General features: G+C 25.7%; 20 protein-coding genes. 17 read left to right on the top strand and 3 right to left on the bottom strand.

Translation table 11 applies throughout. The features are described 5' to 3' along the window. The first annotated feature begins 205 nt into the window (after positions 1-205). From Lyticum_RS01815 to yihA, 4 genes are all read left to right on the top strand, one after another. On the top strand, positions 206-1684 hold the full coding sequence (locus Lyticum_RS01815; protein WP_322498620.1) for an Npt1/Npt2 family nucleotide transporter: 1479 nt from the start codon (positions 206-208) through the stop codon (positions 1682-1684). A 333-nt stretch (positions 1685-2017) separates the two neighbouring features. Further along, positions 2018-2785: an outer membrane protein assembly factor BamD gene (locus Lyticum_RS01810; RefSeq protein WP_322498619.1), complete on the top strand. Its 768-nt coding sequence runs from the start codon at positions 2018-2020 to the stop codon at positions 2783-2785. A gap of 72 nt (positions 2786-2857) precedes the next feature. Beyond that, on the top strand, positions 2858-4405 hold the full coding sequence (gene murC, locus Lyticum_RS01805) for a UDP-N-acetylmuramate--L-alanine ligase (RefSeq protein ID WP_322498618.1): 1548 nt from the start codon (positions 2858-2860) through the stop codon (positions 4403-4405). A 101-nt stretch (positions 4406-4506) separates the two neighbouring features. Then, positions 4507-5118 carry a ribosome biogenesis GTP-binding protein YihA/YsxC gene (yihA, locus tag Lyticum_RS01800; protein WP_322498617.1) on the top strand — a complete coding sequence of 204 codons (612 nt, stop codon included), beginning with the start codon at positions 4507-4509 and terminating at the stop codon, positions 5116-5118. Between the two features lie 199 nt (positions 5119-5317). On the opposite strand, the gene ispH is transcribed toward yihA, so the two are convergent. Genes ispH through Lyticum_RS01785 form a run of 3 tightly spaced genes read right to left on the bottom strand, consistent with a single transcriptional unit; the run spans position 5318 to position 8742 of the window. Continuing rightward, positions 5318-6295: a 4-hydroxy-3-methylbut-2-enyl diphosphate reductase gene (gene ispH / locus Lyticum_RS01795; RefSeq protein ID WP_322498616.1), complete on the bottom strand. Its 978-nt coding sequence runs from the start codon at positions 6293-6295 to the stop codon at positions 5318-5320. Positions 6296-6338: 43 nt separating this feature from the next. Continuing rightward, positions 6339-7886 (bottom strand): outer membrane protein assembly factor BamB family protein, encoded by a 1548-nt coding sequence (locus Lyticum_RS01790; RefSeq protein WP_322498615.1) that lies wholly within the window; start codon positions 7884-7886, stop codon positions 6339-6341. A 43-nt stretch (positions 7887-7929) separates the two neighbouring features. After that, complete coding sequence (locus Lyticum_RS01785; RefSeq protein ID WP_322498614.1) at positions 7930-8742, bottom strand: uracil-DNA glycosylase; 813 nt, start codon at positions 8740-8742, stop codon at positions 7930-7932. A gap of 400 nt (positions 8743-9142) precedes the next feature. On the opposite strand from Lyticum_RS01785, the gene rpmH reads away from it, so the two are divergent. The 13 genes from rpmH (at position 9143) to rplP (ending at position 18685) form a co-directional block, all read left to right on the top strand. After that, on the top strand, positions 9143-9283 hold the full coding sequence (rpmH, locus tag Lyticum_RS01780) for a 50S ribosomal protein L34 (protein WP_322498613.1): 141 nt from the start codon (positions 9143-9145) through the stop codon (positions 9281-9283). A gap of 117 nt (positions 9284-9400) precedes the next feature. Further along, positions 9401-9886 (top strand): ribonuclease P protein component, encoded by a 486-nt coding sequence (gene rnpA, locus Lyticum_RS01775; protein WP_322498612.1) that lies wholly within the window; start codon positions 9401-9403, stop codon positions 9884-9886. A 285-nt stretch (positions 9887-10171) separates the two neighbouring features. Beyond that, entirely contained in the window at positions 10172-12253 is a 2082-nt protein-coding gene (fusA, locus tag Lyticum_RS01770) for an elongation factor G (protein WP_322498611.1), read from the top strand. A 207-nt stretch (positions 12254-12460) separates the two neighbouring features. Then, the gene (gene tuf, locus Lyticum_RS01765; RefSeq protein WP_322498610.1) at positions 12461-13639 is read left to right on the top strand and encodes an elongation factor Tu; all 1179 of its coding nucleotides are present in this window, start codon (positions 12461-12463) and stop codon (positions 13637-13639) included. 53 nt (positions 13640-13692) lie between these two features. Then, on the top strand, positions 13693-14010 hold the full coding sequence (locus Lyticum_RS01760) for a 30S ribosomal protein S10 (RefSeq protein ID WP_322498609.1): 318 nt from the start codon (positions 13693-13695) through the stop codon (positions 14008-14010). Between the two features lie 22 nt (positions 14011-14032). After that, a complete protein-coding gene (gene rplC, locus Lyticum_RS01755) occupies positions 14033-14731 on the top strand; it encodes a 50S ribosomal protein L3 (RefSeq protein WP_322498608.1) in 699 nt (232 codons plus the stop codon). A gap of 100 nt (positions 14732-14831) precedes the next feature. Continuing rightward, positions 14832-15506, top strand: coding sequence for an uL4 family ribosomal protein (locus tag Lyticum_RS01750; RefSeq protein ID WP_322498607.1), 675 nt, complete (start codon positions 14832-14834; stop codon positions 15504-15506). 42 nt (positions 15507-15548) lie between these two features. After that, positions 15549-15851 (top strand): 50S ribosomal protein L23, encoded by a 303-nt coding sequence (rplW, locus tag Lyticum_RS01745; protein ID WP_322498606.1) that lies wholly within the window; start codon positions 15549-15551, stop codon positions 15849-15851. A gap of 80 nt (positions 15852-15931) precedes the next feature. Beyond that, positions 15932-16765 carry a 50S ribosomal protein L2 gene (gene rplB / locus Lyticum_RS01740; RefSeq protein ID WP_322498649.1) on the top strand — a complete coding sequence of 278 codons (834 nt, stop codon included), beginning with the start codon at positions 15932-15934 and terminating at the stop codon, positions 16763-16765. A gap of 50 nt (positions 16766-16815) precedes the next feature. Continuing rightward, positions 16816-17088 (top strand): 30S ribosomal protein S19, encoded by a 273-nt coding sequence (rpsS, locus tag Lyticum_RS01735; protein WP_322498605.1) that lies wholly within the window; start codon positions 16816-16818, stop codon positions 17086-17088. Positions 17089-17185: 97 nt separating this feature from the next. Further along, a complete protein-coding gene (locus Lyticum_RS01730; protein ID WP_322498604.1) occupies positions 17186-17551 on the top strand; it encodes an uL22m family ribosomal protein in 366 nt (121 codons plus the stop codon). 35 nt (positions 17552-17586) lie between these two features. Next, entirely contained in the window at positions 17587-18288 is a 702-nt protein-coding gene (gene rpsC / locus Lyticum_RS01725; protein WP_322498603.1) for a 30S ribosomal protein S3, read from the top strand. Further along, on the top strand, positions 18278-18685 hold the full coding sequence (gene rplP / locus Lyticum_RS01720; protein WP_322498602.1) for a 50S ribosomal protein L16: 408 nt from the start codon (positions 18278-18280) through the stop codon (positions 18683-18685). The genes rpsC and rplP overlap by 11 nt, the downstream gene beginning before the upstream one ends. Positions 18686-18690 lie beyond the last annotated feature (5 nt).

The raw sequence follows: 18690 nt of genomic DNA, 5'->3' as shown, positions 1-18690 counted from the left end.
TATTAATTAATAATTAACTTCAAAATTAATTAATTTTGATTTTTAATTATTATGTGATATACAAATAAAAGATTTAGTTTAGAATCTTATTTACAACTTAAAATAATAAAATAAAAATTATTTATTATTTTTTTAATTTGTATAAAATATAGCTGTTCGCTATATAATAAGAATTTCTAATTATTAATACAATAATTAAAATTTTATGGAAAATAAAAGTGAAAGTAAAATAAAAAAGTTAATTCCAATAGAAAAACAAGAATTTCCCAAATTTATATACACTGCTATGATGATGCTCATAGTTGTATATGTATACAGTATATTGAGAGCTTCTAAAGATTCCCTTGTTATTTCACATATGGGTGCTGAATTGCTAAGTGCAATTAAACTTTATGGTGTTTTACCTTCTGCAGTTATATTTATGCTAATCTATGCTAAAATAGTGGATATGATGAGTAGAATAGCACTTTTTCATGTTATAAACTGGTTTTTTATAGGATTTTTTTGCATTTTTGCATTATTTCTTTATCCAAATTATACCAGTATTCACTTTGATGTTTCTAATTTGCAGAAATCATTGCCTTTTTTAAAATATTTCTTAACAATGATTGGAGGCTGGTCTTTCTCTTTATTTTATATATTGTCTGAGTTATGGGGTAGTATTATGTTATCCCTTCTTTTTTGGCAAATGGCAAACCAAATAACTTCTCTTAATGAAGCAAAAAGATTTTATCCATTATTTGGATTTGTTGCTCAAGCTGGATTAATATTAGCTGGACAATTAGGGAAATTCTTCTCAGATGCTAATGTAGCTTCAGGAAGCTGGGATAAAACATTAAATTATATTACACTTTCCATTTTATTTGCAGGAATAGGTTTATCATATTGCTTATGGAATTTACAACGTATAGTTGGAGCTGATGTTATAAATGACACTGCAAAAAAAGATACAGGGAAAAAGAAAATTAAAATGGGCTTTATTGAAAGCTTAAAATATATAGCTTCATCTAAGTCTATACTTTTAATTACATTACTTCTTCTATGTTATGGAACATCAATTAATCTTGTAGAAGGGATTTGGAAAAAATCAATGAATATGCAATTTCCTGATGGAAATTCTTACGGTAGTTATATGGGTAGCGTTCAAATATGGACCGGTATTATATCAGCTATAGCGATGCTTTCTGGTACTTATTTATTACGTGTAATATCATGGAAATACGCAGCTTTATTCACTCCAATAATTATTTTCGTTACTGGAAGTGTATTTTTCATCTTTATGATATTTCAAACACAAATGACTCCATTCTTATCAGCAATGGGTTTTACAGCTTTATATATAGCAGTATTTAGTGGTGGAGTACAAAATGTTTTTAGTAAAGGAGTTAAATACGCATTCTTTGATCCTACTAAAGAAATGGCATATATTCCACTAGATCCTGATCTAAAAACTAAAGGAAAGGCTGCTGCTGATGTCGTAGGGGCTCGTTTAGGAAAATCAAGCGGAGCATTTATACAACAAATTTCATTAATGCTTATAGTTGGATCTGATCTATTAAGCTTAACTCCAGGAATGTTTGTAATATTTCTGGTTATTATGGTAATTTGGTTTTTCGCTGTTGTTGCCTTATCAAAAGAATTTGAATATCAAAATTCAAAAAATAATGATAATAAAGAAAAATAAATTAATATAACGTTATTTTTATATTTCTGTGTATTGAGTTGTGTATTGAGTATCAGTAGAACATCTAGAAGAACCATACTTCCGCAGATCTTGATGTACTACGTCTAATAAGACGTTTACAAGCTTCTTTTTGTTTTTCTGTTAATATAAAAGGTTCTTGAACTTTCAATCCAAAATCACCGGATGCAATTTTAAGAACACCTCACTTATTTAAATTTATATATTTAATATTTATATTGAAAAAAAAATACAGACTATTAATATGTTAATTTCTTATTGATATTTAGAATATTAAAAATATTCTTTAATTCTTTATTTGTCTGTATTAAAACAATGTCATATAAAAAAAAGATAGTAAAAAATTTAGCAATATATTTTTCTATAATATTTCTTAGTTCCTGTAGTAATAATGAAAAAATAATCCCAGATACTATATCGCAAAGTGATTATGAGCTTTTTTCAGAAGGAAAAAAGATAATGTTTTCTGATCATAAAAAAGCTATAAAAGTTTTTGATAATATAGAGACATATTATCCTTCTTCAATTTACAATGAGAGATCAATAGTTCTTAAAGCATATTTATATTATATTAATTCTAAATTTGATGATGCAGAAATAACTGTAGAGAATTTTTTGGAAAATTATCCATCTAGTTCATATTGTGATTATATGCATTATCTTTTAGCAATGACACTTTGTATGCAAATTTCCGATGTTCAAAGAGATCAAAGTAATACTGTAAAATCTATAAATAAAATAAAAAATTTGATTATTAATTATCCTAATTCTGAATATTCTCAAGAATTAAAAGAAATTGTTTTATATATTCAAGATATACTTGCAAGTAAAGAGATGAATATTGGTCGTTTTTATCAAAAAAACAATGATATTATAGCTGCGTTAAAAAGATTTCAATATGTAAATGATAATTATAATAATAGTGTAGTTGCTCCTGAAGCGATGTATCGCACTATAGAAATTTATGAATCTCTAAGATTACATAAAGAAGCAGTAAAAAATTTTCATAAATTACAAAATCAATATCCACAAAGTAAGTGGACTAATTATGCTAATAAAAGAGTAAATAATTATCAGAATTAAATTAATAAATCGTCTTAAAAAATAATTCTTTTAAAATTTATGTTAATTAAATATTATAATTAATATTTAAAAATGATAAATTTCTCACACTTATGGTCTCTAATAAATTCAAGCAAAAAAATTCATATGCTTGGAATATGCGGAATTGGAGTAAGTGCATTAGCTATGTTATATTCAAGTAGAAATCTAAATGTACAAGGTAGTGACAAAGAAAAGAATTATATTACAGAAATCCTTGAAAAATATGGAATTAATGTATTTATACCTCATAATGATTCCAATATAGACAATGATACTGAATTGGTTATAGTAAGTTCTGCTATAAAAGAAGATAATATAGAATTAATCAAAGCAAAAAATAATAATATAAAAATTATATCACGTGCAGAAGCTCTTGCTGCAATAAAAACAACATTTATTAATACAATTAGTATAACAGGCACTCACGGGAAAACAACAACAACAGCTATGGTTGCTTCAGTTCTATCAATCTTCAATCCTACAGTTGTTAATGGTGGTATCATGAATAGTACTAATTGTAATTTAATTAATGGAAGTAATAAATTACTAATATTAGAATCTGATGAATCAGATGGAAGTTTTCTTATTTTAAAGGGAAATATAAATATTATTACAAATATAGAAGAAGAACATATAGATTATTATGGAAATACTGAGAATTTCATAAAAACATTTATTGATTTTATAATTTCATTGATAAATGATAGATACCATCTAATAGTATTTGGAGATGATAAATACTTTATTAAAATACAATCTTTATTAGAAGAAAAAAGAATTAATAAAAATTCATTTGAAAAAATTATTACTTATGGCTTTAATGATTATAATGATGTTATAATAAAAAAATATAGTACTAGCAATAAAGGTATTTTTTTTGAGCTTAGTATAAATAATAATCTTCTTTCAGAATTTGATTTATCTAAAGAAAATAAAATAAATGATATCATAAAATTAAACAATTCTAATTTTTTTATACCATGTTATGGATTACATAATATAGAAAATGCTACAGCTGCAATTATAGCAGGGTCTCTATCAGGTTTGGAGACAAATGAAATTTTTAATGGATTATCTCGATTTTCCGGTGTGAAACGTCGTTTTACATTCTTAGGACATTTATATAATATGACTAGTAAGAATATTAGTATTTTTGAGGATTATGCTCATCATCCAACTGAAATTAAATCTGTTGTTGAAATTACAGACACATGGAAAAAATATCATAATCAAGGAATGGGTCGAATTATACTAATAATTCAGCCACATCGCTATTCTAGATTTTCTCAATGTTATGAAAAATTTATTGAATGTATTATATCACTTAATACAGTAGATATTATTTTTATTATGCCTATTTTTGAAGCTGGAGAAAATCCATATGAATATTTCATAAATAATAATAGAATAAATAATAAAAAAGCTAGTATTTTATTAGTTAATGAAATATTAGAAAAAAAATTAAGAAAAAATGTCTTTTTTCTTGAAGAAAAAAAATTTCTAATAAATATAGAAAAAGTAATTGAACCTAATGATATTATTGTATGTACTGGAGCTGGAGATATAAATAAATATGCTAAATTACTAATAAAAAAATAAATAATATTAATTATTTATAATAAAATATAGTTATATAGCTATTTATACATATAAAATAAAGAATAATTCTAAATAATAAAATATATAATCAATTTATTAAAATGATTAATTTTCATAAAGCAACTTTTTTAGCGGGATTTTCTAAATATGAGCAGATTTTTAATAGCAATTATATAGAATTTGCTTTCTGGGGAAGATCTAACGTTGGAAAATCTAGTCTTATTAATGCTTTAACTAATAATAAAAAATTAGTTCGTGTATCAAAAAATCCTGGATGTACAAAGCAAATAAATTTATTTAACATAGATAATAAAATAGTATTTGCTGATCTCCCAGGATATGGATATTCGAAGGTTTCAAAAACTGATGTTATTTCTTGGCAAGAACTTATAATTAATTATTTTAAAATGAGAAAACAATTATTTATGATATTTCTTCTTATTGATAGTAGAAGGAGTCTACTAGAAATAGATGAAAAAATGATAGAATGGATTTTATATTATAATGTAAAATTTTTTATAATTTTAACTAAAGTTGATAAGATAACAAACTTATCTGATATAATTGATGATGTTAATCAAAAAATAGATTTAATAACTAATAAAACTATTAATACAAATAATTTTTTTAATGGTATAATAGCTGTTAGCAGTATTAATAATATTAACATTAATAAATTTCAACAAATAATTATGAATTACAGTAAAAAATAATCTTTTTAATAGTATAATAGCTGTTAGCAGTATTAATAATATTAATATCAATAAATTTCAACAAATAATTACGAATTACAGTAAAAAATAATCTTTTTAATGGTATAATAGCTGTTAGCAGTATTAATAATATTAATATCAATAAATTTCAACAAATAATTATGAATTACAGTAAAAAATAATCTTTTTATAAATATTTCTATAAATTAGTCATTTTAGGCAATTTAAAATCAATAAATTCTTTTTTTCCAGGTAAATCAATAATTTTCGATTGTGGGAAAAATGATATAATTTTTTTCATTATCTCTTGGAATAAAATTTCAGGTGCTGAGGCTCCAGCAGTGATTCCTATTTTACCTATTCCTTCAAACCATTCTATCTGAATCTGATTAATATCATCAATTAAATAAGAAGGAGTTCCATAATTTCTTGCAATCTCATAAAGTCTATTGGAATTAGAGCTATTAGTAGATCCAACAACAATAATCATATCTACAATTTTTAATAAAGTTTTTACTGCTTCTTGTCTATTTTGAGTTGCATAGCATATATCCGTAAGATCTGGACCACTAATATCTAAAAATTTTGATTTAAGCTTATTTATTATTGCAGATGTATCATCAATGCTGAGTGTTGTTTGTGTTACATAAGATATAGGTTGATTGGTATCTAAATCAAGAAGATCAACATCTTCAATCTTTTCAATTACAATAACTTTTTGATTAGTTTGACCTATTATTCCTATAACTTCAGGATGATTATGATGACCTATAATAATTATTTGTCTAATTTTATCATTTTTAGAATAATTTTCATTAATTAATCTCGAAGACTCAGTATTATAAGATTCATATCTAACAATTTGATGATGAACTTTTTTAACAAGTGGACATGTGGCATCTATAATACGTAATTCTAGATTTTTTGCTAATCTTTCTATTTTTTTTGCAACTCCATGTGCTGATAAAATAACAATAGACCCTTTAGGTATTAAATTTATATTATCAACAAAAACAACTCCTTTTTTTATAAAATCATTAACAACTCTCTTATTATGAACAATTTCATGATAAACATATATTGTTTCATGAAAAATTTCTAATGCTTCATCAACTGTTTCAATTGCTCTAATTACTCCAGCACAAAATCCCCTTGGTTGAGCTATAATTATTTCCATAATAAAGAAAGTATATAGAAATTTATAATATTTATTTAAAATTCTAATTTATATTTTCTATTATAGATATTTCTCCTATATTTTTAATGAGTATAATTTTTTTATCTATTATATAAGCTCCTATTAACTTTTTTCCAAAATTGTACTTATGAATTAATGCACCATTATTTTTATTAAAAATGTACATATCTCCACTATTTCCTTCTATAAGTAGAATATAATCTAAAAAAATCATAGGACCTTTAAGCCAATATTTTTTACCAATAAATGTACTATTGATAATACCATCAGATTTTAATAATGGTTTTATATTTATACTCCATAATAAAGAACCATTGAATTTGTTAACTGCTGTTAAAGAAGATTTATCATCATTTAAAAGATATAAATTTAAATCATCATTGCAGATCGTAGTATCAGTTTTATAATCCGATGCCCAAATTGTTTTTTGTTCTGATAAATTAAGTGCAACTACTGATCCATTAGAACTTAATGTGTATAATGTTAATTTCAATAAATCATCAGATTTCTTATCTTTATCAGAATAATCAGTAACTAGAGTATGAAATATTGGTTTTGATTGAATAAAAAACTTGGTATTAGCAAATTTTTTATTATTTATTTTCATAATTTCTTGAGGTATATTGTTCTCCATGCATGTTGTACTACTAATTATTGATGGAATTTTTTGATTTAATTTTTTATCTTTATAGTTAAAACAATGCAATTGAGGTATGTAAAATATTTTTATCTCACCATTTGACATATATTTCATAAACATATGATGGTTTTTTTGATTCAAAGATGTAGTATTATATAAATCATTTAAATCAAATATTGTATTAATATTAAAAATTTTAGGATATCCAATACTTCTTTTTCCTATATCTGACCAAAGAATTTTACCATCCATAACACTAATAATATATATAGCATCATCTGCTGTAGATAATAAGATACGATAATTATCTATATTATAGATATCAGATCTAACAATATTTCCGATTTTTATATTCCAAATAGTACTTCCTGTTTCAGCATCTAAAGCAATTAGATTATTATCCCCAGATGTAGCAACAACAATAGATCCCTCCTTAAAATCCTTATTAGTAGAAGACTTATTATTAATTAATGTTTTAGGAACAATCAATAATCTTCCTTGTTTATAAATTCTAGAGTTATTATGAAATATATTATATGGACAAGATAAACTTTTATTTTTCCAAAGAAATTTATTGTTTTCAATAGAAAATTTGTTAATTACCCCATAATGATCAATAAAATATAGATTATTATCGTATATAAGAGGTTTTTCAATGAATGGAAATAAATATTTACTATCCCATTCTATTGATCTGGTTACTGATAATTTTGGAAATGATGAATTTTCGATTGAAATATCAGATACTAAAAAAGGTTGATCTTCTTTTTCTGAAATAACATCAAAACGTTTTCCCTGTAATATGTTCGGAGAATCATTAAAAACTTTATATATTAAATTTTGACATCCGGATAAAATAATAGATGTAATAATTAAACTTGATACTTTTTTTATATATCTATTATTATATATTTTTATATATTTCATCATGTAGGCATTTGTATGTAGTTACTTATATATATTTATATCTTTATTAATTATTTTTTATTATTTCCCGATAAAACTGCATTATTTTCATCATGTCAAGTAACATGAGTTTTTTCTGCTTTGGTTGACGTAATAAATAAGAAGGGTGATATATTACTACTGTTGGAATTGGATCTTTGATATATTGATTTACATAATTATAAAAAGTACCACGTAATGTTGATAATGGTTGTTTATTATTAAGTATTGATTTAGCAGCAGTACTACCAACTAATATAATAATTTTAGGAGAAATTAATGAAATATGCTTTTCAACAAATGGTTTACATAAAATAATCTCGTCAAGAGTTGGAGGTCTATTATTTGGAGGTCTCCAAAAAATACTATTAGAAATATAAACTTTTTCTCTATTTAAATTAAATCTAAATAAAATATTGTCTAATAGCTTCCCACTTTGACCACAAAATGGTATCCCCTGAATATCTTCATTCATTCCTGGCGCTTCACCTATTAACATAATATCACTATTTGGGTTTCCATCTGAGAAAACAGTTTGAATAGCTTGATTTTTTAATGAGCAACCATCAAAATTATCTACATATTTATATAATTTTTCTACAGAATCAGCAGAATTTGCTAGATTTCTTGCTTGGTGAAAAGCATCTTTATTATCTAAGTCTTCTAAGTTTTCTTTAAGATAATTTAGATCACTAAAATTCATAGGTAACTCTTCTATTAAATTTTTATATTCATTGCTATTTTTAACAATTTTTATATTAAAAATTGGAAAAATATTAATATGCAGAATTTTTGAGATATCCTTTAAATTTTTATTATAAAAAATTTTATTAATATCCATATTTATTGATATTAGTATTATAATATACTAAATTTATATTATATAAGTATTATTATTAATTTAAAATATAAAAATTTTATATATAAAAATTAAGAATATTAAACATTAGTTGGATAATTCTTTATATTTTAATATACTATAAAAAATGATTTACATGTTTAAAATTTTCTGCATATTATTAATGCAATGCTTATTGCTTAATTTTTTATAAGTTGTAAAGAAAACTTTTATTTATATAAAAAAATAAAATTTAATACAATTTAACATAACAGAAATATATATTCATTAATAATTTATAACATATCTTTTTATTATTTGTAAATTATATCATAAAGACAATTCTTAAAATTAATAATTAAATAAAAAAAATTTAAATAAACTTTTATAAGATAACTCAAATATGTCAACTAAAAGAACTTATCAACCAAGTAAAATAGTAAGAAAAAGACGTCATGGATTTCGTTCTCGTATTTCTACACCAGGTGGACGGACAATAATTCGTAATAGAAGAGCACGTGGTCGTAAAGTACTATCAACTTAAAAAATTTAAATTATATTTTTGTGTTAATTAATTTTAACTTTTTGCATAAAATTTAAATTCACCTAAAATTATTAGATTTTTTATTATTTAATATTTTTTATAGTTTATAGTAATTTTGTGAATTTTTGGCAAAAAATATATAAAAGTAGTGAATTTCATGAAACAATGCAAAAGGGTAAAAAAAGAATATTTTCTTCTTTTATTGGTTTCTTTTATATAAAAAAAGAAAATATTATTAATGAATATAATTTTATAAATATAGATTCACAAAATATTCAAAATTTATCTTATACAAATAACCAATTTTTACACAATAAAAATATTCCAAAATGTGTAAAAATAGGAATAATAGCTAGTAAAAAAGTTGGGAAATCTGTTATAAGAAATCGATGTAAACGTCTTATTAGAAGTATTTATAGAGATATTTTTTGTAAAAATGGATTTATTGTAATAGATAAATTAAATCATGAAATTAATTATAATAACTTTTCTAATACTTGTTATATAGTTTTCATAGCAAGAAAAAATATGCTAAATATGAAATATTCAAAATTAGTTGAAGAATTTAAATATTTTTTTCAAAAATATTATTTTATAGTTTAATATCTATGCTTTATTAAATTTATTTAACTATTTCATATAAATACAGAAAATATTATTATTACTAAGATAGCTTAATATATTTTTTAATAATGAATAGTCTTTAATTTAAGCGCTTATTTAGATTTTTAAAAATCTATCTTGAGAAAATCAATAATCATACATATAATAATAATATATAGTATACATTATTAATAATTAACAATATAAATATATATTATATAAATTATATTAAAAAATCATTAAATATAAAAATTACATATAAATAAAAAATAAAATATTACATTTATGTCTGAAATAACTTTATTAGCAAAAAAAAGAAATATTGGAATATGTGCTCATATTGATGCAGGAAAAACTACTACAACTGAAAGAATTCTCTATTATACTGGAAAAAGTCATAAAATAGGAGAAGTTCATGATGGATCAGCAACTATGGATTGGATGGAACAAGAGCAAGAACGTGGAATCACTATTACATCTGCTGCAACAACTTGTGCCTGGAAAAATCATACAATTAATATCATTGATACACCAGGACATGTTGATTTTACAATAGAAGTTGAACGATCTATGCGGATTTTAGATGGAGCAGTTGCTGTATTTGATGGAGTAGCAGGTGTAGAACCACAATCGGAAACTGTCTGGCGTCAAGCTGATAAATATAAAGTTCCTAGATTATGTTTTGTTAATAAAATGGATAGAATAGGTGCTAACTTCCAGAAATGTATTGATATGCTTAAAAGTAGATTAGGTGCTAATGCTGTAGCTATCCAGATTCCTATTGGATCTGAAGATACATTCAAAGGGATAGTAGATTTAGTAGAAATGAAAGCTGTTACATGGAGTGGAGACGATTTAGGAGCAAATTACTCAGTGATAGATATACCAGATAATCTCATTGAAGATGCTAAAAATGCTAGAGAAAAAATGCTAGATTCAATTGTTGAATTTGATGATAATGTTGCAATGTCTTATCTTGATGGATCTGAGATTATAACAGATGATATAAAGAAGTGTATTCGTCTAGGTGTTATAAAAGGAAAATTATTTCCTGTAATGTGTGGTAGTGCTTTTAAGAATAAGGGTGTACAACCTATGCTTGATGCAGTTATAGATTATTTACCAAGTCCATTAGATATAGAACCAGCACCTGCACTTGATATAAGTAGAAAAGAAGAAAAACATGTGATTATTAAATCAGATCCTAATGATAAATTTGTAGGATTAGCATTTAAAGTAATGAATGATCCCTTTGTAGGATCATTAACTTTTATTCGTGTTTATAGAGGAACGCTAAAGTCTGGAACATCAGTTTTGAATTCAAGTAAGGGATCACGTGAGAGAATAGGTAGATTATTACTTATGAATGCCAATAATAGGGAAGATATAAAAGAAGCTTATGCAGGTGATATAGTTGCCGTAGCTGGTCTTAAAAATACTATAACTGGAGATACACTTCAAGATGAAAATAGTCCAGCAATTCTGTTAGAAAAAATGGAATTTCCAGAACCTGTGATTGAAATGTCAATTGAACCGAAGACTAAAGGTGATCAAGAAAAAATGGGATTAGCTATATCTCGCTTAATTGCTGAAGATCCTTCTTTAAAAGTTAAAACAAATGAAGAAAGTGGACAAGTTATTATTGCTGGAATGGGTGAACTACATCTTGAAATTATAGTAGATAGATTATACCGAGAATTTAAAGTTGAAGCTAATGTTGGAGAACCAATGGTTGCTTATCGTGAAACTATAACAAAAGCATATGAAATAGATTACACACATAAAAAACAAACAGGTGGTGCAGGTCAATTTGCTAAAGTTAAAATTTTATTTGAACAAAATGAAGAAAGTGGCTTTAAGTTTATCAATAAGGTTATTGGTGGAAATATCCCGAAAGAATATATTCCAGCAATTGAAAAAGGAATTATAGAAGCTTCAAAAAGTGGTCCTCTCGCTGGTTATCCAATGATAGATTTTAAGGCAACTCTTATTGACGGCGCTTATCATGATGTTGATTCAAGTGCTTTAGCTTTTGAAATAGCAGCAAAAGCAGCATATAGAGAAGGTACAGCTCGTGCAGGAGCAAAAATACTGGAACCTATAATGTCTGTTGAAGTTGTTACCCCAGAAGATTATATAGGTGATGTTATAGGGCACATTAATAGTCTTCGCGGTCAAATAGAGCATATGGAACCTCGTGGTAATGCTCAAGTAGTAAATGCAAAAGTTCCACTAGAAAGAATGTTTGGTTATGTAAAATCATTACGTTCTATGACTCAAGGTAGAGCACAATACACAATGATATTCAATAGTTATAACCAAGTACCACAACAAATTGCTGATATTATAATAGAAAAAAATAAATAATGATAAGTATATATCAAATATTATATTTGATATTAATAAATATAATAAAAAAATAAATTAATTAAAAAGATTTTAAGAAAAAATATTAATTAAAAACATTGCTTGACAATATAATCAAAAATATATGTTGCTTTGTTGCTAAAAATAATATAGAAAAGTAATTGAGATTGTTTTCATTTAATTAATTTTATTTGTTTATATTTTTATATGAGTTCTGGAGCAAAATTGCATATGAATGTCGGAACTATAGGACATGTTGATCATGGTAAAACAACACTAACAGCCGCTATAACTAAAGTTATGGCAGCTATGAGTTCTGCTAATAAATTTATAGATTATTCTAACATAGATAAATCAAGAGAAGAAAGAGAGCGTGGAATCACAATATCCACTGCTCATGTTGAATATGAGAGTGAAACCAGACATTATAGCCATGTTGATTGTCCTGGACATAAAGATTATATTAAAAATATGATAACAGGAGCAGCTCAAATGGATGGTGCTATACTTGTTGTTAGTGTAACAGATGGTCCAATGCCACAAACTAAAGAGCATGTTCTTTTATCAAGGCAAGTTGGTATAAAAAATTTTGTTGTTTATTTAAACAAAGCTGATGTTGTTGATGATGAGGAGCTGATTAGCTTAGTAGAAATGGAAGTGAGGGAACTCCTCTCTTTGAATGGCTATGATGGTGATAATACGCCTTTTGTTGTTGGATCTGCAACATGTGCTCTTGATGGCTCTAATGATAAATTAGGTAAGGATAGTATAATCAAACTTGTACAGCATCTTGATGAAATGCCTGTTCCTCCACGTAAAATAGATGGAGATTTTTATATGCCTATAGAAGACGTATTCACAATAGGTGGCCGTGGAACAGTTGTTACTGGTCGTATTGAATCTGGAGTAATAAAAGTTGGTGATTCAGTTGAAATCATAGGGTTTGATAAAAAAATACAAACTACTTGTACAGGTGTTGAAATGTTTAGAAAATCTCTCGAAAAAGGAGAAGCAGGTCATAATGTTGGGATTTTACTCAGAGGAGTTTCTAAAGATGATGTTTGTCGTGGTCAAGGTTTAGCAAAAGTTGGATCAGTTAAATCTCATACTGAGTTTGCAGCAGAAATCTATGTTTTATCAAAAGAAGAAGGTGGTAGACATACTCCTTTTGAATCAAATTATCGCCCTCAATTTTTTATTAGAACAACTGATGTTACTGGTGCTATTCAACTAAAACAGGATCAACTTGCTGTAATGCCTGGTGAAAATGCTGAAGTTACAGTTAAGCTCATATCTCCGGTTGTTGTGAACGAAAGTTTAAGATTTGCTGTAAGAGAAGGAGGTAAAACTGTTGCTAACGGTATAGTTACTAAAATTATCAGCTAATAATTTTAATTCTAATAGAAAATATTTTTAATTTATAAAAAAAATAATAGATAATGAGTCAAGTTATTAGATTAGAATTAAAATCATACGATCATCGTCTTTTAGACAAAGCTGTTGCTGGGATTGTTGAAATAGTTGGAGATGGTCTAAATTCTGTTGTGCCAATGCCAACCAAAATTAAAAGATTTGTTATTAATAAAGCAACTCATGCTTATGGTTATTCGAAGGAAAGATATGAGCTAAGAAAACATAAGAGGGTTTTATGGATACGACCAGATGCTGGTAGTATGTCTTCTTTGATGCGTATGGAATTACCCCATGGTATTGAAGTATACATTAAACTCGTAGGTGAGGAAAATACTAATAGTTAATAATATTATTTAATTAAAAAAAATGAATGATACTGTATCAGCTAATATACTAGGACCAGTTTTAGGCGTAAAACGTGGTATGACTAGGTTATTTAAAAATGGTCAAAGTGTTTGTGTCACTTTGGTTGAAATAAGTGATAATGCTATAATTGGTTTTAGAAATGGTACTAAATTTCTTCTTGGATGTATAAAAGCAAAAAATCCTTCTAAGATAAACAAACCACAAAGAGTTGAACTAGAAAGAATAGGATCTCTTTTATATATAAAAAGATATGAATGTAAGATTAATACGCTTGATACTTCTGATATTAATGATATCAATCACAAGTTTTTAAATAAAGTGCTTGATATTTCTTCATTTAAGGAAGATTCCATTGTAGATGTTCAAGCTATCTCTCTTGGAAAACAATTTTGTGGAGTTATAAAAAGACATGGTTTTAAGGGAAATGATAGTAATAATGCATCTCGTGTCAAAAGAGCTCATGGTTCTACAGGACAAAGACAAGATCCAGGAAAAGTTTTTAAAAACAAAAAAATGGCAGGAAAAGATGGTAATAAATTAGTTACTATAAAAAATCTCAAAATTGTTGATGTTGATTGTGAATCTCGTCTTATTGCTATTAGTGGTTCAATTCCAGGACCTAAAGGAAAAGTTATAAAAATTTATCCTTCTAAGCATTTTTTACCTTTTGGATGGAATATGTCTTTTTTAAGAATTTGACTCTAATTAATTAGATTTTAATTAAAAAAAAGTAAAAAATTCTAAAAAAAATATCATAATACTTTTACACATAAAAATTTAGAAAAAATTAAGTTTTATTATGAAAAATATAGAGAATGTTTGTAAAACTCTTTCTGTTTATAACAAAGAGTTTAATAAAATAGAGGAGATACATGATCCCTTTGATGGCAATATTAACGTAAGACTTGATATAATGCATTTGGCATATAGATATTATATTAATGCTCATAGGATTCCAAATAGGGGTATTATATTAAGAAAAGACATGAGTTTTTCTACTAAGAAAATAACTCCACAAAAAGGAAGAGGACAAGCTAGACGTGGAAGTCGTAAAGCAGCAGGTTTAAGAAAAGGGCATAAAGTACATGGTCCTAATGCTAATGTTAAATATGAAATTAAAATAAATAAAAAAGTAAAAAAAATAGCTTTAAAATCAGCGTTTTATCAGAAAATACTTTCAAATAGAATTTTTATTTTTAACAATGATGTATTTGCAGGGATAAAAAAAACAGGTGAATTTGCCAGTCTCTTAAATGGATTTCATAAAGTGATATTAAAAGATTCATTTCCAAAATTTGCTAAGAAAACTATTTTTTGTGGTGCAGAAAATTACTTTAGATATGCAAGAAACATTAAATATGTTTCATGTGCTTCAATAGAAAATATTAATATTATTACTATTATGAAACCAGATGTACTTATTTTTGATAAGACGTCATTTTCTGATTTAGTACATACATTAAAATCTTTCTGATTTTTTATTTTTTTAATTTTTGTTTTTTATTTTATTTTATTTATGGAAGATTTTTCTCAATTTTTTATAAAAAAAGTCCATATTACTCAAAAATCAACTGCTGGTGGTGATACTAGTTTGTTCAGATCTTTTATAGTTGATAAAAAAATGACGAAACATCATATTAAAAGATACTTTAAATTAATGGGAATGAATGTTATAACTGTTAATATTGTTAATATTCCTGCTAAGAAAAAAGTTTTTAATGGGAAAATAGGATTCAGGAGTAGTCGTAAAAAAGCAGTTGTAAAATTTGAAAATATTTCTGGTTTCTCTGATGAAATTGAATTACTTCCACAAAACTAATACTTTTTATTATATTATTAAATATTAATTATTTTATTAAGAATTATATTTATATTACTTGTATTTTATAAAAAAAATAAATCATGTTAAAACAAACAAACCCTATTACTTCTTCTACTAGAGGAAAAGTTTCAATATGTAGAAAAGATCTTTGGCAAGGACCACCTTTAAAATCCTTATCATACGGACTTAAAAAAACAGGAGGCAGATCTAGAGGTAAAATCACTGTGAGATCAATAGGAGGAGGTCATAAAAAAAAGTATAGGATTATTGATTTTAAACCTTATGAGTTAAATGAAGAAGCAGTTGTAACTAGAATTGAATATGATCCAAATCGTTCAGCATACATAATGTTAATACAATATGTAAAAAGTGGCGTTTTAAGATATGAAATCTCTTGTCAGAATATCAAAGTTGGAGATAAAATAACACATGTATCTGGCGAAGGTCAAAGAATTGCTCCAGGATGTTCTTTGCTTTTAAAGCATATTCCAACAGGAAGCACAATTTATAATATAGAATTAAGACCACAAAAAGGAGCTCAGTTAATAAGGTCAGCTGGTTGTTTTGCAACATTAATGGCAAAAGAAGGCAATTATTGCTTAATAAAACTAAAATCTGGTGAAGTTAGAAAAATTAATATGGATTGTAGAGCTTATCTTGGTACTGTCTCGAACTCTAATCATCAAAATATTGTTTTAGCTAAAGCAGGTGCAAGCAGGCTAAGAGGTATCAGACCTAAAGTTAGAGGTGTTGCAATGAATCCAATTGACCATCCTCATGGTGGTGGTGAAGGTAAAACATCAGGTGGTAGACATCCTTGCTCTCCTTGGGGTCAAAAAGCTAAAGGTAAAAAAACACGCAGAAATAGAGATTTTAGCATGGTTGTTGTAAAAAGAAGTCGTAAAAAATAAATAATTAAAAAAATTAACTTAATTTTGAAGATAAAAAATAAGAGAAAAGTATGGAAAAAAAAGTTAACAAAAGAAGACTGAAATTTATTAATATAAATCTCTTAAAGAAAGTAAAAAAACATAAAGATGAAAAGCGTAGAGGTGGGATTCGTGTTTATCAGAGAGCTTCTGTAATAATACCTGAATTTGTAGGAATTACATTTGATGTTTATAATGGAAAAAAAATGATCCCAGTTCATGTAACAGAACTTATGGTTGGAAGGAAATTCGGGGAGTTTTCTCCAACAAGAACTTTCAATGGACATGGTTCAAATAGAAAATAATATTGCTATTATATTCAAAAATACTATTATTTTGTTTTATTGTAACTAATTATATTATTCTTTTTTAAATTCTTATATTATTTTTAAAATTCTTAAAATGACAGATACAAAAAAAAAATTAATGCTTTGTAGTAGTCCATTAATAAAAAAAAGTGCTAAAAAGTTAAAATTTACTTGCGATTTGATAAGAGGGTTAACAGTTCAAAACGCTATTTTAAAACTCAAGTTTTCTAAGAAAAAAGAATCTAATGATATTATCAAAACCATATCATCTGCTATCTCTAATGCGGAAAACAACTATGGGTATAAAGATATATCTATGTTAAAAATTTCCCAAATTATCGTAAATCAAAAAAGAAAATTAAAAAGAATTTTAATAAAAGGAAGGGGAAGAACTGGAAAAATGAATAAAAAATATTCAATTATAAAAATTGGACTTGATTATATTGAAAATAAAGTGTAAGAATTAATTGTAAGTAATGAAATTATATATTAAATATGGGGAATAAAGTTCATCCAGCTTTGTTCAGAGGCTCTAAAAGATTGAGTTCTTGGTATGCAAATAAAGCTGTTATATACTCTTCTTTTTTACAAGAAGATTACTATTTAAGACAATTTATAACAGAATCTTTTAAAAAAGCTATTATAGATGAAATTCAGATACTTAGAAGTGGTAATGATAATAAGGTAAGAGTTGTAATAAGTTGTTCATATCCTACACATATTATTAACGCCTATAGTAAAACAAAAAATAGTGAGTCTGGAAGTGGAATAGATAAAATAAAAAAATATTTTAAATTAAAATATAGCAAGGATATTGTTGTTAGCGTTATTGAAATTGGAAGTAATGAAATCAGCGCATATATTGTTGCAAAAAGAATTGCACTTCAAATAGAAAAAAGAATTTCTGTAAAATCTGTAATACGTTCAGCTTCTCAATCTGTTATGCAACTTTCAACTAGAAATGGCGATATTAGCATAACTAACATAATTGGGGTAAAAATTATTGTTAATGGTCGCATAAATGGTGCTGAAATAGCAAGAGAGGAAAAAGTAAAAGAAGGACAGATTCCTCTTCAGACTTTAAGTGCAAATATTGATTTAGGCGCTGCAACTGCTGAAACTATATATGGTTCTGTTGGAGTGAAAGTTTATATATATAGAAAAACATTTAAAAATGATTTAAAAGATGTCATCTAAACAAAGAAAAAAAGTTCATAGAGGAAGAATAAAAGGATATAATTATCAATGCAATAAGCTTGCATTCGGTGATTTTGGACTGAAAGTTCAAGAACCTTTTATATTAACAGAAAAACAAAAAGAAGCTTGTAGACGTCTTATTAGACGTGGTACATCAAGATCTGGAGAAGTATGGTCTAGATGTTCTACTGATACTCCATACACTAAAAAACCCGTTGGAACAAGAATGGGTGGAGGTGCTAGCGCTGTTGAATATTATGGAACTAAAGTAAAACCAGGAACAATAATATTTGAGATGTATGGTGTTGATGAAAAAACAGCAAGAGAAATTTTTAGCAAAGTTGCCTACAAACTACCAATAAAAAAATTTAAATTTGTTAAAAACAATTTTGAATAAAAAAA

This window comes from Lyticum sinuosum, from assembly GCF_034471385.1.
GTDB lineage: Bacteria > Pseudomonadota > Alphaproteobacteria > Rickettsiales > Midichloriaceae > Lyticum > Lyticum sinuosum.
The sequence above is the reverse complement of the archived record's forward strand: the minus strand, read 5'-3'. Positions and strand labels throughout refer to the sequence as shown.

Coding starts and splice junctions, on each gene's coding strand:
- Lyticum_RS01810 (WP_322498619.1), top strand. CDS start 2,018: ATGTCATATAAAAAAAAGATAGTAAAAAATTTAGCAATATATTTTTCT.
- tuf (WP_322498610.1), top strand. CDS start 12,461: ATGAGTTCTGGAGCAAAATTGCATATGAATGTCGGAACTATAGGACAT.
- ispH (WP_322498616.1), bottom strand. CDS start 6,295: ATGGAAATAATTATAGCTCAACCAAGGGGATTTTGTGCTGGAGTAATT.
- Lyticum_RS01760 (WP_322498609.1), top strand. CDS start 13,693: ATGAGTCAAGTTATTAGATTAGAATTAAAATCATACGATCATCGTCTT.
- Lyticum_RS01785 (WP_322498614.1), bottom strand. CDS start 8,742: ATGGATATTAATAAAATTTTTTATAATAAAAATTTAAAGGATATCTCA.
- rpmH (WP_322498613.1), top strand. CDS start 9,143: ATGTCAACTAAAAGAACTTATCAACCAAGTAAAATAGTAAGAAAAAGA.
- murC (WP_322498618.1), top strand. CDS start 2,858: ATGATAAATTTCTCACACTTATGGTCTCTAATAAATTCAAGCAAAAAA.
- rplP (WP_322498602.1), top strand. CDS start 18,278: ATGTCATCTAAACAAAGAAAAAAAGTTCATAGAGGAAGAATAAAAGGA.
- Lyticum_RS01815 (WP_322498620.1), top strand. CDS start 206: ATGGAAAATAAAAGTGAAAGTAAAATAAAAAAGTTAATTCCAATAGAA.
- rpsC (WP_322498603.1), top strand. CDS start 17,587: ATGGGGAATAAAGTTCATCCAGCTTTGTTCAGAGGCTCTAAAAGATTG.
- Lyticum_RS01730 (WP_322498604.1), top strand. CDS start 17,186: ATGACAGATACAAAAAAAAAATTAATGCTTTGTAGTAGTCCATTAATA.
- yihA (WP_322498617.1), top strand. CDS start 4,507: ATGATTAATTTTCATAAAGCAACTTTTTTAGCGGGATTTTCTAAATAT.
- rplW (WP_322498606.1), top strand. CDS start 15,549: ATGGAAGATTTTTCTCAATTTTTTATAAAAAAAGTCCATATTACTCAA.
- Lyticum_RS01790 (WP_322498615.1), bottom strand. CDS start 7,886: ATGATGAAATATATAAAAATATATAATAATAGATATATAAAAAAAGTA.
- Lyticum_RS01750 (WP_322498607.1), top strand. CDS start 14,832: ATGAAAAATATAGAGAATGTTTGTAAAACTCTTTCTGTTTATAACAAA.
- rplC (WP_322498608.1), top strand. CDS start 14,033: ATGAATGATACTGTATCAGCTAATATACTAGGACCAGTTTTAGGCGTA.
- rpsS (WP_322498605.1), top strand. CDS start 16,816: ATGGAAAAAAAAGTTAACAAAAGAAGACTGAAATTTATTAATATAAAT.
- fusA (WP_322498611.1), top strand. CDS start 10,172: ATGTCTGAAATAACTTTATTAGCAAAAAAAAGAAATATTGGAATATGT.